13 protein-coding genes are annotated in these 17,407 nt (G+C 57.8%); 5 read left to right on the top strand and 8 right to left on the bottom strand.

Annotation, left to right across the window (positions count from 1 at the left end; translation table 11 throughout):
- Window positions 1-6: 6 nt before the first annotated feature.
- From ACB496_RS17030 to ACB496_RS17020, 3 genes are read right to left on the bottom strand one after another with little or no spacing between them, the layout of a single operon-like run.
- Window positions 7-8,031, bottom strand: coding sequence for a hemagglutinin repeat-containing protein (locus ACB496_RS17030; RefSeq protein ID WP_371973123.1), 8,025 nt, complete (start codon window positions 8,029-8,031; stop codon window positions 7-9).
- Window positions 8,024-8,572, bottom strand: a complete 549-nt coding sequence (locus ACB496_RS17025; protein ID WP_100779216.1) for a toxin-activating lysine-acyltransferase — start codon at window positions 8,570-8,572, stop codon at window positions 8,024-8,026. The genes ACB496_RS17030 and ACB496_RS17025 overlap by 8 nt, the downstream gene beginning before the upstream one ends.
- Window positions 8,572-10,251, bottom strand: a complete 1,680-nt coding sequence (locus ACB496_RS17020) for a ShlB/FhaC/HecB family hemolysin secretion/activation protein (RefSeq protein WP_371973122.1) — start codon at window positions 10,249-10,251, stop codon at window positions 8,572-8,574. The genes ACB496_RS17025 and ACB496_RS17020 overlap by 1 nt, the downstream gene beginning before the upstream one ends.
- A gap of 420 nt (window positions 10,252-10,671) precedes the next feature.
- On the opposite strand from ACB496_RS17020, the gene ACB496_RS17015 reads away from it, so the two are divergent.
- From ACB496_RS17015 to ACB496_RS17000, 4 genes are all read left to right on the top strand, one after another.
- Window positions 10,672-11,184, top strand: a complete 513-nt coding sequence (locus ACB496_RS17015; RefSeq protein WP_371973121.1) for a hypothetical protein — start codon at window positions 10,672-10,674, stop codon at window positions 11,182-11,184.
- A 9-nt stretch (window positions 11,185-11,193) separates the two neighbouring features.
- Complete coding sequence (locus tag ACB496_RS17010) at window positions 11,194-11,643, top strand: DUF421 domain-containing protein (RefSeq protein ID WP_100779218.1); 450 nt, start codon at window positions 11,194-11,196, stop codon at window positions 11,641-11,643.
- Between the two features lie 100 nt (window positions 11,644-11,743).
- Window positions 11,744-12,925, top strand: coding sequence for a PLP-dependent aminotransferase family protein (locus ACB496_RS17005; protein WP_371973120.1), 1,182 nt, complete (start codon window positions 11,744-11,746; stop codon window positions 12,923-12,925).
- A gap of 78 nt (window positions 12,926-13,003) precedes the next feature.
- Window positions 13,004-13,522, top strand: coding sequence for a DUF6622 family protein (locus ACB496_RS17000; RefSeq protein ID WP_371973119.1), 519 nt, complete (start codon window positions 13,004-13,006; stop codon window positions 13,520-13,522).
- On the opposite strand, the gene ACB496_RS16995 is transcribed toward ACB496_RS17000, so the two are convergent.
- Window positions 13,523-13,942 (bottom strand): nuclear transport factor 2 family protein, encoded by a 420-nt coding sequence (locus tag ACB496_RS16995; protein WP_371973118.1) that lies wholly within the window; start codon window positions 13,940-13,942, stop codon window positions 13,523-13,525. It lies immediately after the preceding gene.
- 98 nt (window positions 13,943-14,040) lie between these two features.
- Between ACB496_RS16995 and ACB496_RS16990 the strand changes: the two genes are divergently transcribed.
- Window positions 14,041-14,775 (top strand): helix-turn-helix domain-containing protein, encoded by a 735-nt coding sequence (locus ACB496_RS16990; RefSeq protein WP_371973117.1) that lies wholly within the window; start codon window positions 14,041-14,043, stop codon window positions 14,773-14,775.
- Here the strand turns inward: ACB496_RS16990 and nudI are convergent.
- The 4 genes from nudI to ACB496_RS16970 all read right to left on the bottom strand — a co-directional run bounded on the left by nudI (window position 14,747) and on the right by ACB496_RS16970 (window position 17,403).
- Window positions 14,747-15,172 carry a nucleoside triphosphatase NudI gene (nudI, locus tag ACB496_RS16985; protein WP_371973116.1) on the bottom strand — a complete coding sequence of 142 codons (426 nt, stop codon included), beginning with the start codon at window positions 15,170-15,172 and terminating at the stop codon, window positions 14,747-14,749. The genes ACB496_RS16990 and nudI overlap by 29 nt on opposite strands.
- Window positions 15,173-15,216: 44 nt before the next feature.
- Entirely contained in the window at window positions 15,217-15,564 is a 348-nt protein-coding gene (locus ACB496_RS16980; protein WP_371973115.1) for a HigA family addiction module antitoxin, read from the bottom strand.
- A gap of 14 nt (window positions 15,565-15,578) precedes the next feature.
- Window positions 15,579-15,887 carry a type II toxin-antitoxin system RelE/ParE family toxin gene (locus ACB496_RS16975; RefSeq protein WP_231275152.1) on the bottom strand — a complete coding sequence of 103 codons (309 nt, stop codon included), beginning with the start codon at window positions 15,885-15,887 and terminating at the stop codon, window positions 15,579-15,581.
- 346 nt (window positions 15,888-16,233) lie between these two features.
- Complete coding sequence (locus ACB496_RS16970; RefSeq protein ID WP_100780833.1) at window positions 16,234-17,403, bottom strand: HlyD family efflux transporter periplasmic adaptor subunit; 1,170 nt, start codon at window positions 17,401-17,403, stop codon at window positions 16,234-16,236.
- Window positions 17,404-17,407: the final 4 nt, after the last annotated feature.

Raw genomic sequence — 17,407 nt, 5'->3', positions numbered from 1 at the left:
TTAACCTCATTTGGATGCATTAAAGATAAAGTCCAGCAACTCAGGTGAAACCATTTCGGACATGGCGAAAGGCGTGGCCAGAGGAATTGCGACAACGGTCCAGGTGTTTGCCGCGGTTTCCGTTAACGGGCTGCGCCCGCGGGAAGTATTTCCTTCGCTGTCATAAAAACCAGGCACTTGACCGCCGATATAATCATGCGTACCGGCATAAGACTCGACGATGGTGTCACCAATATCCCCCCAGAATGTGCCCGGCTTGTATTCGCCGAAGGGGACCAATAATCCTCCGGTTCCCTGGAATCCACCCGTAGGCCCAAAGAGGCTTGCCGCTTCAGGGCTTTTTTTCAGGAAAGCATCGATGGTCGGATATTCGGCATTGCCTTTATAAATGACCCTGCCATTTTCATCACGCAGAAGCACTTTGCCCGCGTCATCAGCCGTCGAGCAGCGTTCATTGGCTGTACCACAGATCACGTCCAGGCCAACCCTGACACCGCCGGCTTTAATGCCATCATAGAGACCATTGCTCTCGCCTGAAACGTTGCTGTAGGACTTCTCGGTATCTGCTATGCCCTCAAAGATCAGGGAGTTTTTGATGGTCTCTTCACGCATTTTTGTGGCGGCCAGTGCCAGCGTGCCCTGAGTGATGGCGGTATCCGGCGATCCGGCGACGATCCCCACCAGGGTTTGCAGGAAGCGTCGCTGATATTGCAGTTTATAGACTGCGGTCAGCGCCTCTTGTTGCTTCGCTTTATCGCCCGAATCTATAGCCTGTTTCAACGCAGCTTGTGCCGTCGCCTGCTGCGCGTCCAGCAGTTGCCCAATCTGATTATTCGCATTTTCTTTGAAATCACGCGTCACGCGCACCTGCAAATTCAGCTCTTTAAACACGTCGTCTTTATCGAAGTTATTCTCAAGGCGACCGGAATTCGCTGCCGCCGTTTCGGTGGTGATGTCCGTTTTAATGCCGTCGATCGGCTGTGTTTGCCCGTCAGGGAGGGTAATTGTGACATTCTCGGTGTTGATCCCGCTACGGGTGACGGAGCTGTCGCTGCCGCTGTCATGCCCAATCCCAAAGCTCGTGCTCTTGTTGAGGGAGGCATAGCCCTGTGCCGGGACATAAGAACCATCGTCGGTGCGCACGGTTTTGCTGCTTTGCGGCGTGGCGTTATCGCCCAGCCCAAAATCGGTATTCATGCTGGTGGCTCCCCCGACGGCAAACCCGTTGCCTTCGTACTCCGAGCTGTTATGAATATCGCTCCAGCTCAGTGTGCCGGTGCTGAACTGGTTATTTCCCGCCAGCTCTGCGCTTTCGCTGGAGGTAATCAGGCCCCCTTTCAGATCCGTGTGATCCTTCACGTTGATCTGATAGCCATCGGCCCCCGCGAAGACGCCGGACTGCTCCTGCACCGAGGCGTAATCGGCATTGACCTTCGACTGCCCGTAATTGCCTGATGCCGCAAAGCCGAAGCCCACCGTGACCTGTCCGCCGGCATTCATCTGCTTACCGTCGTATTTCATGGTGTCCTGCAGGCTTTCGATATTCAGGTTGTCGGCGGTGATATCCACCCCTTTGCCCAGCAGCTGGCCGCCACGCAGAGTGGTGGTGCCGCCGCTGATAATCTGGGTCTGACCATCCATGTCACCGACATGGCTGTTGCGCCAGGAGACCTCATCGCCGTTGCCGTGGCCTTTGCCGACGTTCGCGCCAGCGGTGACGCCAAACGAGGCTCCGCCCTGGCCGTAGCTCACTGCCACACCCGCATTCCAGCCGGTGGACTGATTATCGTCCCGCTCGTGGCGCTCCTGTTTTGCCGCCACAATATTAACGTCGTTGTCGGCAAAGAGGGTGGTGCCCTGTTTGCCGCTGACATCGGAGCCAACGATATTGATATTCGACTGTTTGCCACCGGTTGCCACCACCACCGCCTGTTTACCGGCGTTAACGGTGCTTGCCAGCGCGCTGGTGCTGTTGATCTCTTCCGTATTGGTCTGCTTGCTTTGGCCATAGGTGAGCGACACGCTCACGTTCTGCGCCACGGCCTGCGCGCCGTTTGCCATTAGCCCCTGCGCGGTGTTCATCATTGCGCTGGCAGCACGGGCGCTGTCCCATGCCGCGTTGGCGGCAGCCAGCATGTTGATGCGGTCGTCATTGCTTTTGCCCACGTCCTGCGCGGTTTCCAGCGCGCCGCGAGCCGCCATCACCACTGGCACGTTAACGGCCAGGGTAAAGCCTTTTTGCTCGACGGTCCGTTTGTACTGTGACGCATAGGTGTCCTGCGCCGCCTCGATGGTGACGTTTTTCCCCTGAATGGCGACGTTGCCGTTAGGGGAGGAGACCGAGCTGCCGGTCTGACGGTAGTCGTTGCCTGCCAGCATCACCGTATCGCCCTGCAGACTGCCCACCATCGCCCCCTGGCCCGCCAGCGCCTGGCTTGCCTGATCGGTGGTCTCTTTATGGGAGCCGACGGTAAAGCCAATCCCACCGGAGCTTAACAGCCCCGATTTTTTCTCCTGCCTGAGATGCGTCTGGTCATTGCGTCCGCCCATGCTGGTGAGGGCCAGATCGTTACCGGCTTTAAGCGCAACGTTTCCGCTGCCAACGACGCTACTTCCCGCGACCGTCAGATCATTTCCGGCGATGACTTGCACGGTATTGGCGCTCAGTTCGCTGCCCTGAACGGTCTGTTTGTCCACCGTGTCACGGGTCGTGGTGGTAGTTTTCGACATCCAGCCGTTGCCGCCCACCACTTTATGCCGTTCATCGAGCTGGCTTTCGTTGAGCACGCCTTCGATGTTGATATCGCGTGCTGCACCGAGCGCCAGCGCCCCGTCGGATTTAACCGAGGCTCCGCGCGCGTTGATGTCATTTCCTGCCGCCAGCGTCACGCCGCCGGTACCGCTGATGCTGCTACCGGTCTGATCGACGCTGCGCTGGTTGAGGGTATTATCCGCATCCCAGATCAGGCTATCGCTGCGGGCGGTGGTGACCGTGTTGAGATTCAGATCCCGCCCGGCCACCAGCTGCGCTTTGCCGTTCTCGCCGCTGGCGATCACCTGCGCGCCTGTCAGGGTAATATCGCGCCCGGACTGCAGCGCCAGTTTGCCGTCATCGTCCTGAACGTAGATGCCGGATACGCTGTCGATGGTGGTGCGCGTAAATCGGTTTTCGCCGTTAACACTTTCCGCGCTGTTCACGGTGCTGGTGACGTTGATATCCCGGCCCGCCGTGGCCTGCAGGCTGCTGCTGCCCACGATGGCCCCGCCAATGTTATTGATATCCGTACGGGCGTTGAGGTTAACGTCTGCCGCCTGCAGGGTGCCGGTCTGGTTGGTGATGTTATTCGCATCGAGCTGAAGCACTTTGCGTCCGGCAATGGTACCGCTGTTAAACAGATCGCCATTGAGCTTCATCGACACGTTGTTCCCGGCAATCAGCGCGCCAGAGCCGTCAATATCGCCCTGTTTCACTTTGGCGTAGACCTGCGGCACCAGCACGTTTTGCATCGAGCCGTCCGGCATTTTCACCCGGGTATTTACCAGCCAGACGATATCGCCCGTGAGGAGCGCCATCTGTTCTGGTGTCAGCGCTACGCCGAGCTTAAGCGAGTACTGTTTCCCGAAGGTGATCCCTTTATCCATCAGGGATTTAAACTGCTCTTCGTCGTTGCTAAACCCGTCCAGATAGCGCTGGCCGGTGATGCCAATCACCTGTTCGCGCACCAGACGCTGCTCGTAATACCCATCGCCCAGGCGCTTCAGGGTGTTATCGCTGTCACCGGTTAAGGCGTTTTGCATATAGTCGCTGCCGAGCCACTGCTTTTCGTTAGTGAAGCGCGGGTCTGTTTCCACCAGATAAGGCACGTCCGATGACGGATTGACCTTAAACAGGCTGTTATCCGGCAGGGTAGTGTTTGGACCGATAATGCGAATGGCACCGTCGGCAGGCGTCACTTCAAACTGCTGACCCGCCGGTGGCGTGACCGGCTCGCCGGGGGATACGGTCTGCTGCGGCGACGCGCTGACGCCTCCCGCCTGGCCGATCGCCGTATCCGTGCCCTGCAATACCAGCGGCGTGATGCTCAGGTTGCTGCCCTCGACGCTGCCGTTACTCACCAGTTGGCCTGGCTTTAAGGCAATGCTCTGGATCGCGGTCGGCGGGGTGTAGAGAGTGCTGCGACGCCCCTGTTCGTCGTCACCTTTGTGGCGGATGCGGTAGTAATGCGTCACGTAACCCGCGTCGGTGGTGTGCCGCTCGCCCGCGACATCGTCGTTGAGCACCGTGCCCATGGCGTCGGTCGAGAGTGTTCCGCCTGCAACCACCTGGCTCTTATCGTTAAACAGCCGATCGCCCGTCAGCGTCATGTTGCCGCCCGAGAGAATTTTCGCCGGATCGCTCTGTTTGATGCGGGTCTCTTCGATAGTGCGGGTGTAGTTATACTCGTTGAAATCGTCGTGCCCGTGGCCGCTCAGCTCCGGCGTATTGAGGTTGCGCAGGCCGTCTGAGGAGTTGCCATCTATCCAGACTCCCTCGTCGCCCGCTTTCCAGCGGTTGGTGGAGCCTGAGTGCTGGTACTCGGTTAACGGCTCCTGGGAAACCAGCACGATCTCGGTCGCGAAATCGTCATTGATGTTGTTGATCTGCCCGGCGGCGAGCGACATATCCCCGGCGGACTCGATGGTGGCGCTGTGGTTATTGATTGCCGCCGCGCGTCCGATCGCGGCGCCGCTCTCGTCCAGCGCGCCGCCGACCCACAGGGTGCCTGCGCTATAGATCAGGGCGTGCGCCTGGTTGTTGAGGGTCTGCACGCCGAGGTCCACGCGCTCGCGTCCGGCAAGCGTTGCCGCCGTACCGTTTTCCGCCAGATTGTTAAAGGTGATGGCGTTAACGCCCACGGCATCGCCATAGAGACGCCCGGTGCCGATATTATTCAGCGTTTCGGCATTAATGCGGGTGTGGATGCCATCGATCAGGCCGTAGTTCACCAGCGTGCCGGTGGTGGTCAGGGTATTGGTGCCGGCGTTGATTTCACCGCTGGCGCTATTGGTGAGACTGGCGCTCTGCACGTTGAGCGCGCTGCCCGCCAGCAGTTTCCCGCTGTTGGTCAGAGCGCCCGGAGTCGTGAAGGTTAGATTGCCGTTAGCGATGACCGCGCCGCTGTTGTTCAGGCCGTTTTCGCTGCTCAGATCCATATTCCCGAGCGAGAGTAACTGACCGCTGCCGTCGATAGTTTGCGCATGCAGATTCAGCGTTTGACCCGCTTTCGCCGTTCCCCCCTGGTTGATGAGGTTCAGCCCGCTCCCGGCGATATCCAGCAAGCCGGATGACGCCAGCGCGCCGGAACTGTTGTCCAGCGTACCGGTATTGCGAATAATCAGGGTCGTGTCGGCCAGCAGGCTGCCGTTCTGGTTGGCGATCGCATCGGTGTTCAGCGTCACCTGTTGGCCTTCAAGGCCCTGGTTTTCAGCCAGCGTGTTCTGATTGACGAAGGTGATCGCATTTAGCGTCACGCTCTGCCCGCCGCGAATCAAACCGGAGACGTTATCCACCACGCCGCGCGCGCTGTCGATCAGCAGATCGCCCACCGACTGGATCTGCCCGCCGCTGTTTTGCAGGTTATCCGAGTGAAGCGCAGTGGTGGATTCGCCAATCACGCGCCCGCCGCTGCGGTTGTCCATCTGAAGGGTGGCGATGTCTGCCGCACCTTTCGCCGCCAGCGTGCCCGCCTGGTTATCGAGCGTACCGGCGGAGAGATCCAGCGATCCCAGGCTGTTGAGCGTCCCGCTGTTATTACTCAGGCTGGCCGTGGTGATCTGAACGCCATCGCCCTGCAACAGTCCGGCCTGATTGAGTAACTGGCTGGCAGGGGCGAGCGTCAGGCTTTCACCTGCCGCCAGCTGCCCGCCAGCGTTGTTGAGCGTTTCGCCGCTGAAGGCGAGGCTTTTCCCGGCGAAAGTCTCGCCGTGGCTGTTATCCAGCACTCCGCCGGTGAGCGTCATCGCATCGACGGCTTTTATCGCACCGCCCTGATTCACCAGCGTGTTAAAGCGGGCGGTGACACTCTGGTTAGAACCGATCTGACCAGAGCGGTTATCCATGTCGCTGCCGTCCAGAGTTAAGGCGCCCTGACTGGCGAGAAAACCGTTCTGATTATCCAGCGCGCCGCTGGTGATACTGAGCGCTCCGTGGGAGAGCAGGGCGCCGGACTGGTTGTTCAGGCGGCCGTCGTTCAGCGCGATTGTCGCGCCATCGGCCACAATCACCCCCTGCTGGTTATCGACACCGGCGGCGTCGATGTGCTGGCTTTTCGCCGCTTCGATGCGCCCTCCGGCGTTGCGAAGCGTCTGCGCGCTGTGGATCTCACCGTCGCCTGCGGCGGCGGAGATAAGCCCCCGCTCATTATTCAGGGAGCCGGTATCGATGCGGGTTTTCCCCGCCACAGCAACCACCTGGCCGCCCGTGTTGTTCAGCGATTGCGCGTGTAGCGACACACCCTGCGTCGCGGCGATCTGCCCCTGCTGGTTATCGATCTCGCCCTTGAGATCCATCGCCAGCGCGTTTTTCCCGCTCTGAATCACTTTTCCCTGTTGGTTGGAGAGGTCATGTGCACTGAGAGTAACCGTCTCGGCGCTGAGGGAACCGCCGCTGTTGTTAAGGCGTTTTCCGGTCCGGGCCGTGAGTTCATTGGCACTGACCTGTGCGCTGGCGGTGCTGAGATCGCCTGCGCCGCCGTCGAGCAACACGCGTTTGCCCTGGGTCTGGCTGCCGCTGATATCTACCCCCTGACCTGTGACGCTGATATCGCCGCCTGCCAGCATCTGGCCGTGGGCGTTCAGTTGACCGTTGCTGCTCAGGGTTAAATTCCCTGCGCTCGCCAGTTTGCCGTCGTTTTTCACCCCGGCGGCCAGCACGCTGTTTTTCTCACTGGTGAGCGTAGCGGCTTTCACCTGGGCGTTATTGCCCGCCGTGAGCGCGCCCCGGTTAGCGAATTCGCTAGCGGTCTGCACCGTTACGTTTTCACTGCCCCGAATGACGCCGCTGTTTTCGATGCGCCCGTCGGCGGTGAGGGTCACGCTACCGGCCTGGGCACCCATCGCCCCGGCGTTACGCACGCCGACCCCTTTTTCCGTCCCGACCATGCGGATTTTACCGGCATACATCCCGCCGAGACTGGCGACATCCACCGCCAGCTGCGGTCGCGTGGCGATGTCATCGGCGCCTTTTTCAATGCGTTCATGCGCGGCATCGACGTTGTTGCGCCCGGTGGTGACTTTCAGATCCTTGGCCCACAGCCCGGCATTCACCTTAACCGAGCGGGCGATGATATCGGTGTAATCCGCGCCGGAGGTGTCCATCCCGGCACCGTCCACCACCACTTCACCGCGTTCCACGTTATACCCGGTGAGATTGCCGTTGGTCATCTGCGCCTGGCCGGTGGTGAGCGTCGCGCGGTTGGCGTTGATAAAACCGCATCCGCTACAGGTAATACCCGACGGGTTGGCGATCACCACCTGCGCTTTTTTCCCTGCGACTTCAATCATGCCGTTCAGTTTGCTCGGGTCGCGGGAGCTGACTTCGTTCAGAATCACTTTCGCTTCGCCCTTGGCGAGCCACGGGTTGCCCGACACCATGCCGCCCAGCTGCGTCTGGGTATTTTTATGCGAGTTATTGAGGATTGCGCCTTTCTGGCTGACGTCAAACTGGGTGTAATTATTGCGCGACACCCCGGCTTTGGAAGGGGTCTGGATATTCACCTGCGGCGTACCGTTGGCGCTGCTGATCACCGTCGGCTGCTGGTTTTTTGGCGCCCCCGCGTTGGCCACAATATTGGCCTGCGCCGTCTGTATCGCACCCATCGCCAGCCAGAGACTCAGACTCATGGCACTGATTTTACCGATAAGCTGGCTGTGGGTATGGCCAATCCCGGCGGCACGCGTGGTCCCGGCGCGACCCGAACGGGCAATATCCGCCACCACCATCAGCATGCCGCGCGCTTTGTTGAAGACGATACGATACAGATTCTTATTCATGGGTCGTTCCTTTAAACGCTTGCGGCAGCGGGGCGGCGAGCGGGTGGTTCAGTTGCCAGCGTTGTGCGGCTTCTCGGGTGACGTGTTTGCCGTGGAACATCACGACGCGCTTACCGCGCTCGGCACCACGGTGATAAAGCGCCCGCCAGCAGTGTTCGGCAAAGAGGTCGTGGCGAATCAAGGTTTGCATGGCGCGGGTGTGACCGAAGGGGGCAATCCAGTCGCAAAACCAGATGCGGTCGCCGCTATCCCAGTCCTCTTCTTTCATCTCAATGGACGGACGCGTGAGGAAGCGGGCTTCCGCCTCTTCGTTCAGCCACGCCCAGCTGAGAAAGAACACCGGGCGTTCGTTCTCCACCACCAGCACGTACTGCTGGCGTTTGATGATGGGCAGCAGGAGCGTCGGCAGGGCATGCAGCGGCGCATCCCGGTGCATGGGCGAGTGCATCCACAGCCAGACGGTGGCCCCCAACACTTCGGCTTCGTTTTGTTCACCCCCGAGGAGCAGCGGGGCTTTGATATCCAGATTGCCTATGCGCATTACCAGCTCCAGTTGAGGTTGAACCCCAGGGTGAGGGAACTGGTGTGGAACCCGTCAGGTTTTGAGAATGGCGTGCCTGCAAACAGGTCATAGCCGGTGTTGAAGGCGCTTCCACGCAGGCCCACAACGCCCCCGGCCAGATGCTTGCCGATCAGCGGGTCTGAGCTGTAGCCGCCGACTTCACCGTAGTCGGCACCCAGGTAAAGCTCCTGATTGGGCAGCGGCGTGCTCCAGCCCAGATCGTTACGCACATACCAGCCGTGGCTGGCGTTCAGGGTGCGCTCACCGTCAAAGCCTCGCACCGTCCAGCGGTTGCCGATGGCGAATTGATCCTGCGGCGTCAGCGGAGTGTTGCTTATCTGGCGCAGGTACTGAACGTTGTAACGGAACTGCTGCGTGCCAATTTCAAACGGTAAATCGAGCTGAGCGTTGAGCTGGAGGATTTTGCTGAGCGCCGTGGCCTCGCCAAACGCCTCCTCGGGTGCCGGCTGAGCGCCGAACCAGCGGGTGCCGCGCTGATAGCTCACCCCCGCATCCACGCTGGCCTGGCCGATATAGTGGCGGTGTTGTAACCCCAGACGCCAGCCCGCCGTCTGCCTGCGCTGGACGCCCACTTCCGTGTCATCCACATAGTTGCGCGTTTCTCGCGCCAGCACGTCCGCCGTCACGGTCGTTTTCTGTGAACCGCTGCGGTGCAGCACGCGGCTGAGCTGTACGTCCAGGTTTTTGCTTTTACCGCTGTAGCGGTAATCCTGATTCTGGCCTGCAACGGTCTGGTGATAATCGTAATCACTGCCGGTCACGCCTAGCGTCCAGTAGCCAAACGGCACAGAATAGTGGCCGGTGTAGTTCTTACTGCCTTTGCCGCCGTGATCGTTGAGGTCGTGGCTGGCGGAGACGTACAGCAGATCGCTGAGTGAGAAAGGATTATCCAGCGACAGCGTCACGCCGCCCTGATAGCGCCCGGTGGTCTCGGTGCCCGCGTCATCCAATGACAAGCCCAGACGCCACATTTTTGACTGCTTGCGGGTGATCACCACGTCGCTTTCGCCGGGCTGTTCGCCGGGAACAATTTCCATGCTGGCTTCTACGGTCGGCAAGCGCTGAAGGTTCTCCAGCCCCTGTTCGATATCGCGCAGATCCAGCAGGTTACCCTCGTGCGCCGGGAAGCTGCTGTAGAGCTGAATATAATCGTCGCTGTCCTCCGTGAGCCGGACGTGGCGGATATAGCCCGGCACAATCGCCAGCTTCAGCGTGCCGCTCTTAAGATCCTGAGTGGGCGCCAGCACGCGGGTGGTGATCCAGCCGTGGTCGACGAGGCGGTTTTGCATCGTGCTCATGAGCAGGTTGATGCCTTTTCCGCCCAGACAACGGCCCTGCGCCTGGTCGGCAATGCGCTGCAGCGGTAGCCAGCGGGGAAGCGCGTCCTGCCCGGTGAGGGTCACATTGCGAATGGGAAAGCAGGGCGTTTCGACAGGAAAAGCGATTTTGCCAAAGCTGGATGACGGCTCGGAGAGACGCACATCGGGCACGGGCGGAGTGAGTTGCTGTTCCAGCGCTTTCTGGCGTTGCTGCTGAATAATAAATTGATTATCCGGCTCGGCGGCGTGAGCAGGAAGCAGGAAAGACAACCCTGCGGCGGTTGATATTATTATGGCGAATTGGGATCGGGCTATCATCGGACATTCCGTGCTGTGTAAGCAAAATGGATGCAATGTGAATTTGTGTAAGATTGTTTAAATATTGAAGAGTGAATAAAAGGGGGATTAATCCTAAAGGACGGGATATACCGGTGTGCGTTATCCCTAATTCTGGTAGGTGAGTCTGCGCGCGGGAATAAAAAGGATTCAGAAGAACGATATCGCTATATACCCCTGGTCACATTAAGTGAAATAAATCCCTTTATTCTGAATACCTGCAACACACATAGCGGGCAGGCAAAAGAGATAAATGCAGGCTGACCTCCCGAAACGGCGGATCTGACTTACTATTAAGGCAGATTTCCGTGCGTTCTTCCGGCATAGAAGACGAGGGGCACAGAGGATTAGGCTTAATACTCAATGGCCTATAAAAGACAGGCGAAACGGTTGAGGTGATAAATGTCGAGTCTGAAAGACGAACAAGAGGCATTGCCTGGCGTGAAGGAAAATCGTTTTGCCCTCACCCTGGAGGAGCGATTTCGCCAGGTGGGATTTGCGGTTTTATTACTTATTTTACTGCTGGCGCTGGGCGGTTTCTTTTCTACGGGATATTTCAGTTCGGCAGAAAAAACAAATAATAACCAGACATTACACATCTATTACGAGCGTTTTGGGCGGCTGCAAACAGAATTTAAACTCAGGGCAACAGTCCCCCCATCAAATATCGGACACTATATTTTTCGTATCGACGGCGATATCAGAGATAATTTCCAGCCCGGCACCCTTTCACCCCAGCCCGATCGGATGTACAGCCAGGGAAAAGCCCTCGTCCTGGTTTACAACACAATCAAAAGTCAGCGTGATTTCTCTGTGACCCTGTACCTCACGCCAACGACGCCCGGAAAAGCGGTGAACCGGATAACCGTTAACGATGAGCCGGAAATCGCTTTCTGGCAGTTTATTTATCCCTAGGAGCGCAATATGGAGATGGTCTTTCGGGCATTGGCGATCTACCTGATTTTGCTGGTGGTGTTTAAAGTGGCGGGGCGTCGGGCGTTATTGCAGATGACCAGCTTTGATCTGATCTTATTGCTGATTATCAGCGAAGCCACACAGCAGGCGCTGCTGGGGAATGATTTTTCGGTGACCGGCGCGATGATCACCATCGTGACGCTGGTGGTGGTGGATATTCTCTTTGGCCTGATGAAGAAAACCTTTGCCGGGGCGGAGGACGTGCTTGATGGTTCTCCGGTGATCCTGGTGGAAAATGGGATGCCCCTGGCGGACAAGCTGCGGAAAGTGGATGTCTCCTGCGATGATATTCTGGTCGCAGCGCGGCAGAACCAGGGCATCACCGAGTTCAGCAAAATCAAATACGCCATTCTGGAGCGCAACGGTCACATTTCAATCATTCCGCAAGAGCGTGATTAATCCGGGCAAAAAAGCAGTAAATGTGATGATCACTGCCCCGCAGATGTGTTACTAACACCATGTAGTCACTAAAAAAACAGAAAAACAGGGTATCGACAGTATGTCTAAAAACAAACTCGCCAGCAGCGTGCAGAGCCTGCAATCCTCCGCCATCCGTGAATTATTAAAACACAGCAAAATGCCGGGTGTGATCTCCCTCGGCGGCGGCATTCCCAATCCCGATCTTTTCGATCATGAAGGGTTACAGATTGCGGCAGATGCCGTGTTATCCCGCCATTTTGGTGAAGCATTCCAGTACGGTCTGAGCGAAGGCTATCCGGGACTGCGCGACGCGATCGGGCAGATCTGCGCCGACCGTGGGATCGCCTGTCAGGCCGATGACGTGGTGGTCACCTCAGGCTCCCAGCAGTCGCTGGATATTCTGGCCCGCGCGCTGATCAATCCCGGCGATACCGTGGTTGTGGAGCGTCCGACCTATCTCGCCGCGCTGCAGGTCTTTAGTCTGGCGCAGGCTCAACTTGAATCTGTCGGCACCGATGGGGAAGGGATGAAAGTTGATGAACTGGAAGCCCTGGTCAGCCGCAAAACCATCAAAGCCGTCTACATCGTGCCGACGTTTGGTAACCCAGGCGGCGTGACGCTCTCTGAAAACCGCCGCAAACAGCTGGTCGAGCTATCAAAACGTTATGATTTCGTGATTATCGAAGACGACCCCTACAGCGAAATTAACTACACCTCTGACGTGTTCCGCCCGCTGATGGCTCATGCCAAAGCGATAGGCAACGAAGATAACGTCGTCTATACCTCGACGTTCTCCAAAATCCTCGTACCCGGCACGCGCGTCGGCTGGCTGGTGGTGCCTGAGTGGCTGAAACGGGCGGTGGTGAATCTCAAGCAAACCACCGACTTGCATACCAGCACCTTGTCGCAGCTGATGACTTACGAGTATCTGCAAACCGGGCGTCTGGCCGGGCAGATTGCGCTGATTCGCGATGCCTATCGCCAGAAATATCAGACCTTTGCGAATGAGCTGGAAAAAGAGCTGGGTGATGTGCTGACCTTCCATAAACCGAAGGGCGGGATGTTCCTGTGGGCGAAATTCAACAACGGTCTTAATACCACCGAATGGCTGGCGAAGACGCTGGCGAATGGCGTGGTGTTCGTACCCGGTGAGTTCTTCTATTGCAGCGAACCCGACCGCGCGACGCTGCGCATGTCGTTTGTCACGGCCACGGATGAGCAGCTGAAAGAGGCGGTTCGCCGCCTGAAAATTTCGCTCTGAACAGCCTTACGCATGATGGCGTAGCCGCTATCATGCGTAATAATTACCCGGTGCGAAATATCACTGACGGTAAAACCCATGACTGAATTCCTCACCGGTGTGGTTACCCATACGCCCGTCTGGGTGTGGGTGCTGTTTGTCTTTCTCATCACTCGCGGCATCAAAGCACGCAAACCCGCCATCGTGACGCTGGAAAAGCTCGCGATTATCCCCGCCATTTTTCTTTTCTGGGATATCTACGATCTGGTGGTGTTCCGCAAACTCACCGTCGCCAGCAGCGCCCTGTGGATCGCCGGTTTGCTGGCAGGCGCAGCGCTGGGCTATTTGCTCATCAGACAGACGGCGGTAACGCGCGCGGAACTCCCGCGCAGTCTGTACCGGCAGGCCGACTACTCGGCGCTGCCGCTGATGATGCTGGCGTTTGGCGTGAAATATGTGCTCGGGGTGATGACTGCCGTCTCCCCCGCCACGCTGCAGCAGCCCGGAATGAGCGCATTTGCGATTATCTCCGGGGGCGTTTTTGCGGGCGTGTTTGTCGGAAAATTTACCCGCTATGTGCGCGTGTATCGCTTCGCTTCACAGCAGCAAGTGAGTTAACTACGACGTCGCGCTGGCAAGGGATTTGTCGGCGTGGTCGCCTTTTATCACTCGGGTCACTTCATCTATCCGCCAGATTTTCCCCTCGCGCAGGCGGGCAAACAGGTACACCTCAATTTCTGACGTATGTCCGTCCGTTTTGCTTACGGTGACGATATGGCGGTCTGCCAGCATATGCGGCGTGCAGCATGCCTGCTCGACCCTGAAGGTGATCCCGTTAGTTTGCGTGCGGACGTGATCTAAGTGCCGTACAAATTCAGCGAAATTGAGCACGTTACCGTCCGTATGCTGCTGGTAGTCATTCGAGAAAATCGCTGCCGGAGCCAGCGTTCCCGCGAAAAGATCGGTTAACAGCCGTTGGGTGAGGGCGCGGCAGGACGATTCGTCAGAGGCAGCCTGCAGGTCAGTGATGAGGGACATTGTTGTGCTCCTTTAAAGAGGGTGAGAGCACATTATCCTTGACAGAATCTGGCGTAGTTTCTGTAATCAGGCAATCAATAACGATTTTCGGCCAAACTATGTTGATGACCACTGAACCTCTTCGCCATCCATCGGGCTATCGAACCGACTGGCATGCTCACGCCACCGGCCAGCTCTGCCGTATGACGTCGGGCCTGCTGATTATCGAGACCGAAAAGGGGCGCTGGGTGGTGCCGCGAGAGCATATCGGCTGGATCCCGGCTGGGCTGCGTCATGCCGCGCTGTCGGAAAGCGCCATTGAGGGCCAGTCTCTGTATCTGGATTCAGCCTGTTGTTCAGCCCTGTCCGAGCAACCGGCGGTTTTCGAACCGGAAAGGCTGTGCGAGGCGCTGTTCCTGCGGCTGTGCCAGGCGGGCGAGGGCGCAGATCCGCAGATGATCTCCATGCTCACCCGCGAGCTGGCTCTGTCCCGGCAGGATCGCTTTCGGCTGCCGATGCCCGCTCACCCGCGTTTACTGAAAATCGCGCGCACGCTGCTGAACGCCGTGGACGATGTGCTCCCGGTGGAAGAGTATGCACGCCAGTCCGGGATGAGCGTGCGCACGTTTCACCGGCAGTTCAGCGCCGCAACGGGCATGAATTTTGTGAACTGGCGGCAGCTGGCCCGTGTGATCAGGGCGATGGAGTGGCTGGAGGAGGGAAAACCGGTGGGATGGATTGCGCTGTCGTGCGGCTACAACAGCGTCAGCGCATTCACTGAGGTCTTTCGCACCTACACCGGCAAAACGCCGGGACAGTGGGGGGCTACAACAAACCCTTCTGCGCAAACGTAAAACGGGTGGCCTCGTTGAGATCCAGCGTTTTTAAGGCCTCCGGCTGCATCCACGCGATCTGCTGAAACTCTTCGTTAAAGGTCACATCGCGATTGGCGCTGACGCAGTCGAAGATAAGGTAAATCATATAGATCTCTTCGGTGCTGCCGTCGGCATAGGTTTTCACCCGGGTATCATCGCGAAACGCCCAGGGTTTGACGGCGGTGATCTCAAGTGCATCGCCCAGCTCTTCGCGAATTTCGCGCCGCAGCGCCTGCTCCATGGTTTCACCCGGTTCCATACCGCCGCCCGACAGCGCCCACTGGCCGGGAAACACACCGCGATCCGCCGCCATTTTGCACAGCAGATAAGCCCCGTCGTTCTGGATAATCGGACAAACAATCGTTCTCTGGCGCATGTTCACTCCCTGAATTTTTTATGTTGGCGCTACTGTAGCAGAGTTCAGGCGATGTCCTGCTGGTGAGATTTTCGTTTTGCCAGAACCTCTGCAACTGTTTTGATTCGGCTCAGCTCTTCCTGAGTGCGCGTATTGTTCTGCACCTCCCAGATATCCACATTTTGCTGCAAGTTGAGCCAGAACTCGATGGAGGTATCAAACACTCTGGCAAGGCGTAGCGCCATGTCGGCGGTCAGCTTGCGGTTGTTATTGACCAGCGCACTGATGGTATTACGGTGCACGTTAAGCATGTCGGCCAAATCTGCGATTTTAAAATCTAGCGGTTCAAGGTATTCGTACTGCAACACATCGCCCGGCGTGGTGGGTTTGCGGGTTGCCTGCGGGAGAGTCATGGAGTGTTACCTCACTATTTATAAGGCTTATATTTATGCGGGGCGAGGTAGATATCTTCGGCTTTCCCCGCCACCCATTTGAATATCAGCCTGTACTGTTTGTTAACCCGTATTGAAGAAAAGCCCGTCATCGGAGGATTCAATTCTTCGTACATATTGCCCGGTGGAGAGCGCAGATCTCTGTGTGACGTGGCGGCATTGATGATGTCCAGTTTTCTCGCCAGGGCGGCTTCAATGCTCGACGGGAATATTTTGTGAGATTTCCCATACAGAAAAAAATCTTCAAGCCACTGATCGCGAAAGTTTTTAATGTTCTTCAACATAATGCATGTTAGCTCCGATCCCTGTGAAGCTGTGGTGATATTATTGCACAGCCGCACTGTGCACAAGTGCGATCCTGCTGTTTTCTAATTTATCGGAATTAGACCCGTGTTGCCTTATGCCTGCAAGGCCAGAGAAACATACGCCTGGTAGAGAGGCGCTGGAAAGGGGAGACAGAGGGAGAAATGTCATACTGCGAAGCGGATTCAGAAAATACGGGATGGCAGGCTGCACCGGTGCAAAAGTCGAAAAAAAAGATCGGGTGGTGCGGTACTTACCCGACCTGACAGCTTGTAGGCCCGGTAAGCATCAGCACTACCGGGCTTTTTTACTGGCGACGCATCCCCATTACCGCTCCCGCAGCGCCTCTTTCGCCCGGTTAAACGGCTTAATCATATAATCCATCACCGATTTCTCTCCGGTTTTGATATCCACCGTGGCAATCATCCCTGGCACAATCGAGAATTTGCGGCCCGCTTTATTGACCAGATAATCCTGGCTGGTGCGGATAAACACCCGGTAATAGAACACTTCGGGTTTGGCTTCGTCCTGAATGGTGTCTGGTGAAATGGTTTCGACCACGCCGTGCAGCCCGCCGTAGATGGCGTAATCGTAGGCGGTGATTTTAACCAGCGCTTTTTGCTCCGGGTGGATAAAGGCGATATCGCGCGGTGACAGGCGGGTTTCGATCAGCAGGTGATCGTCGACCGGCACAATCTCCATCAGCTCGCCGTTCGGGGGGATAACCCCGCCGATGGTCGTCACCTTGATGTTTTTCACGATCCCACGCACCGGCGATCGCACGGTCAGGCGCGTCACGGAATCCTCGCGGCCTTTCAGCACCGCCGAGACCATATCGACTTCCGCGTTGGCTTTCGACAGCGCCTCGCGCGCCTGCACGTAGTATTGCGAACGCACGTCCGTCAGCTTCAGTTCCAGATCGCTTTTTTGCCGCTGCAGGCGTAACTCCTCCACGTGGCTGGCCGCTCCGGTTTTGATCAGCCGCTGGGTGATAGCCAGCTCTTTATTCGCGAGGCTCAGGGCAGCTTTCAGCTCGCGCTGAGTGTCCTCAAGCTGTGCGCGGCGCGAGGTGTAGAGCCGGGTTTCGGCGGCGATCAGCTCCGGCCACTGTTTCAGGGAAGGGGGAAAAACCAGCGGCAGATCGTTCACTTCGGCGGTGAGGCGCACGCTGGAGGCCAGCGATGCACGATAGCGCGCCGCGCTTTCACCGACGTTAGATTCTGAACGCGTGGGATCGAGTCGCGCCAGCACCTGGCCCGCCTGCACCACATTGCCTTCGCGCACGTTCAGTTCAGTCAGGATCCCGCCGTCGAGGGACTGCAGCACCTGCTCGCGCGAGCTGGGGATCACTTTCCCCGTCCCGGTTGAAACCTCGTCGAGAATGCCAAACCACGCCCACACGCCGACGATAATAAACAGCAGCAGGGAGAGGATCACGATGCGCCGCGCGCCGGAATAACCGCTTTCGGAGTCGAGAGCGTTATCGAGATCGTCCATCGCC

This window comes from Lelliottia nimipressuralis, assembly GCF_041464075.1.
GTDB lineage: Bacteria > Pseudomonadota > Gammaproteobacteria > Enterobacterales > Enterobacteriaceae > Enterobacter > Enterobacter nimipressuralis.
This window is presented reverse-complemented; position numbering and strand designations above follow the sequence as displayed.

Excerpts from the sequence above, each read along its gene's own strand:
- ACB496_RS17025 (WP_100779216.1), bottom strand. The coding sequence starts at position 8,572 with ATGCGCATAGGCAATCTGGATATCAAAGCCCCGCTGCTCCTCGGGGGT.
- ACB496_RS16995 (WP_371973118.1), bottom strand. The coding sequence starts at position 13,942 with ATGTCCCTCATCACTGACCTGCAGGCTGCCTCTGACGAATCGTCCTGC.
- ACB496_RS17000 (WP_371973119.1), top strand. The coding sequence starts at position 13,004 with ATGACTGAATTCCTCACCGGTGTGGTTACCCATACGCCCGTCTGGGTG.
- ACB496_RS16970 (WP_100780833.1), bottom strand. The coding sequence starts at position 17,403 with ATGGACGATCTCGATAACGCTCTCGACTCCGAAAGCGGTTATTCCGGC.
- ACB496_RS16975 (WP_231275152.1), bottom strand. The coding sequence starts at position 15,887 with ATGTTGAAGAACATTAAAAACTTTCGCGATCAGTGGCTTGAAGATTTT.
- ACB496_RS17030 (WP_371973123.1), bottom strand. The coding sequence starts at position 8,031 with ATGAATAAGAATCTGTATCGTATCGTCTTCAACAAAGCGCGCGGCATG.
- ACB496_RS17010 (WP_100779218.1), top strand. The coding sequence starts at position 11,194 with ATGGAGATGGTCTTTCGGGCATTGGCGATCTACCTGATTTTGCTGGTG.
- ACB496_RS16990 (WP_371973117.1), top strand. The coding sequence starts at position 14,041 with ATGTTGATGACCACTGAACCTCTTCGCCATCCATCGGGCTATCGAACC.
- ACB496_RS17020 (WP_371973122.1), bottom strand. The coding sequence starts at position 10,251 with ATGATAGCCCGATCCCAATTCGCCATAATAATATCAACCGCCGCAGGG.
- ACB496_RS17015 (WP_371973121.1), top strand. The coding sequence starts at position 10,672 with ATGTCGAGTCTGAAAGACGAACAAGAGGCATTGCCTGGCGTGAAGGAA.
- nudI (WP_371973116.1), bottom strand. The coding sequence starts at position 15,172 with ATGCGCCAGAGAACGATTGTTTGTCCGATTATCCAGAACGACGGGGCT.
- ACB496_RS17005 (WP_371973120.1), top strand. The coding sequence starts at position 11,744 with ATGTCTAAAAACAAACTCGCCAGCAGCGTGCAGAGCCTGCAATCCTCC.
- ACB496_RS16980 (WP_371973115.1), bottom strand. The coding sequence starts at position 15,564 with ATGACTCTCCCGCAGGCAACCCGCAAACCCACCACGCCGGGCGATGTG.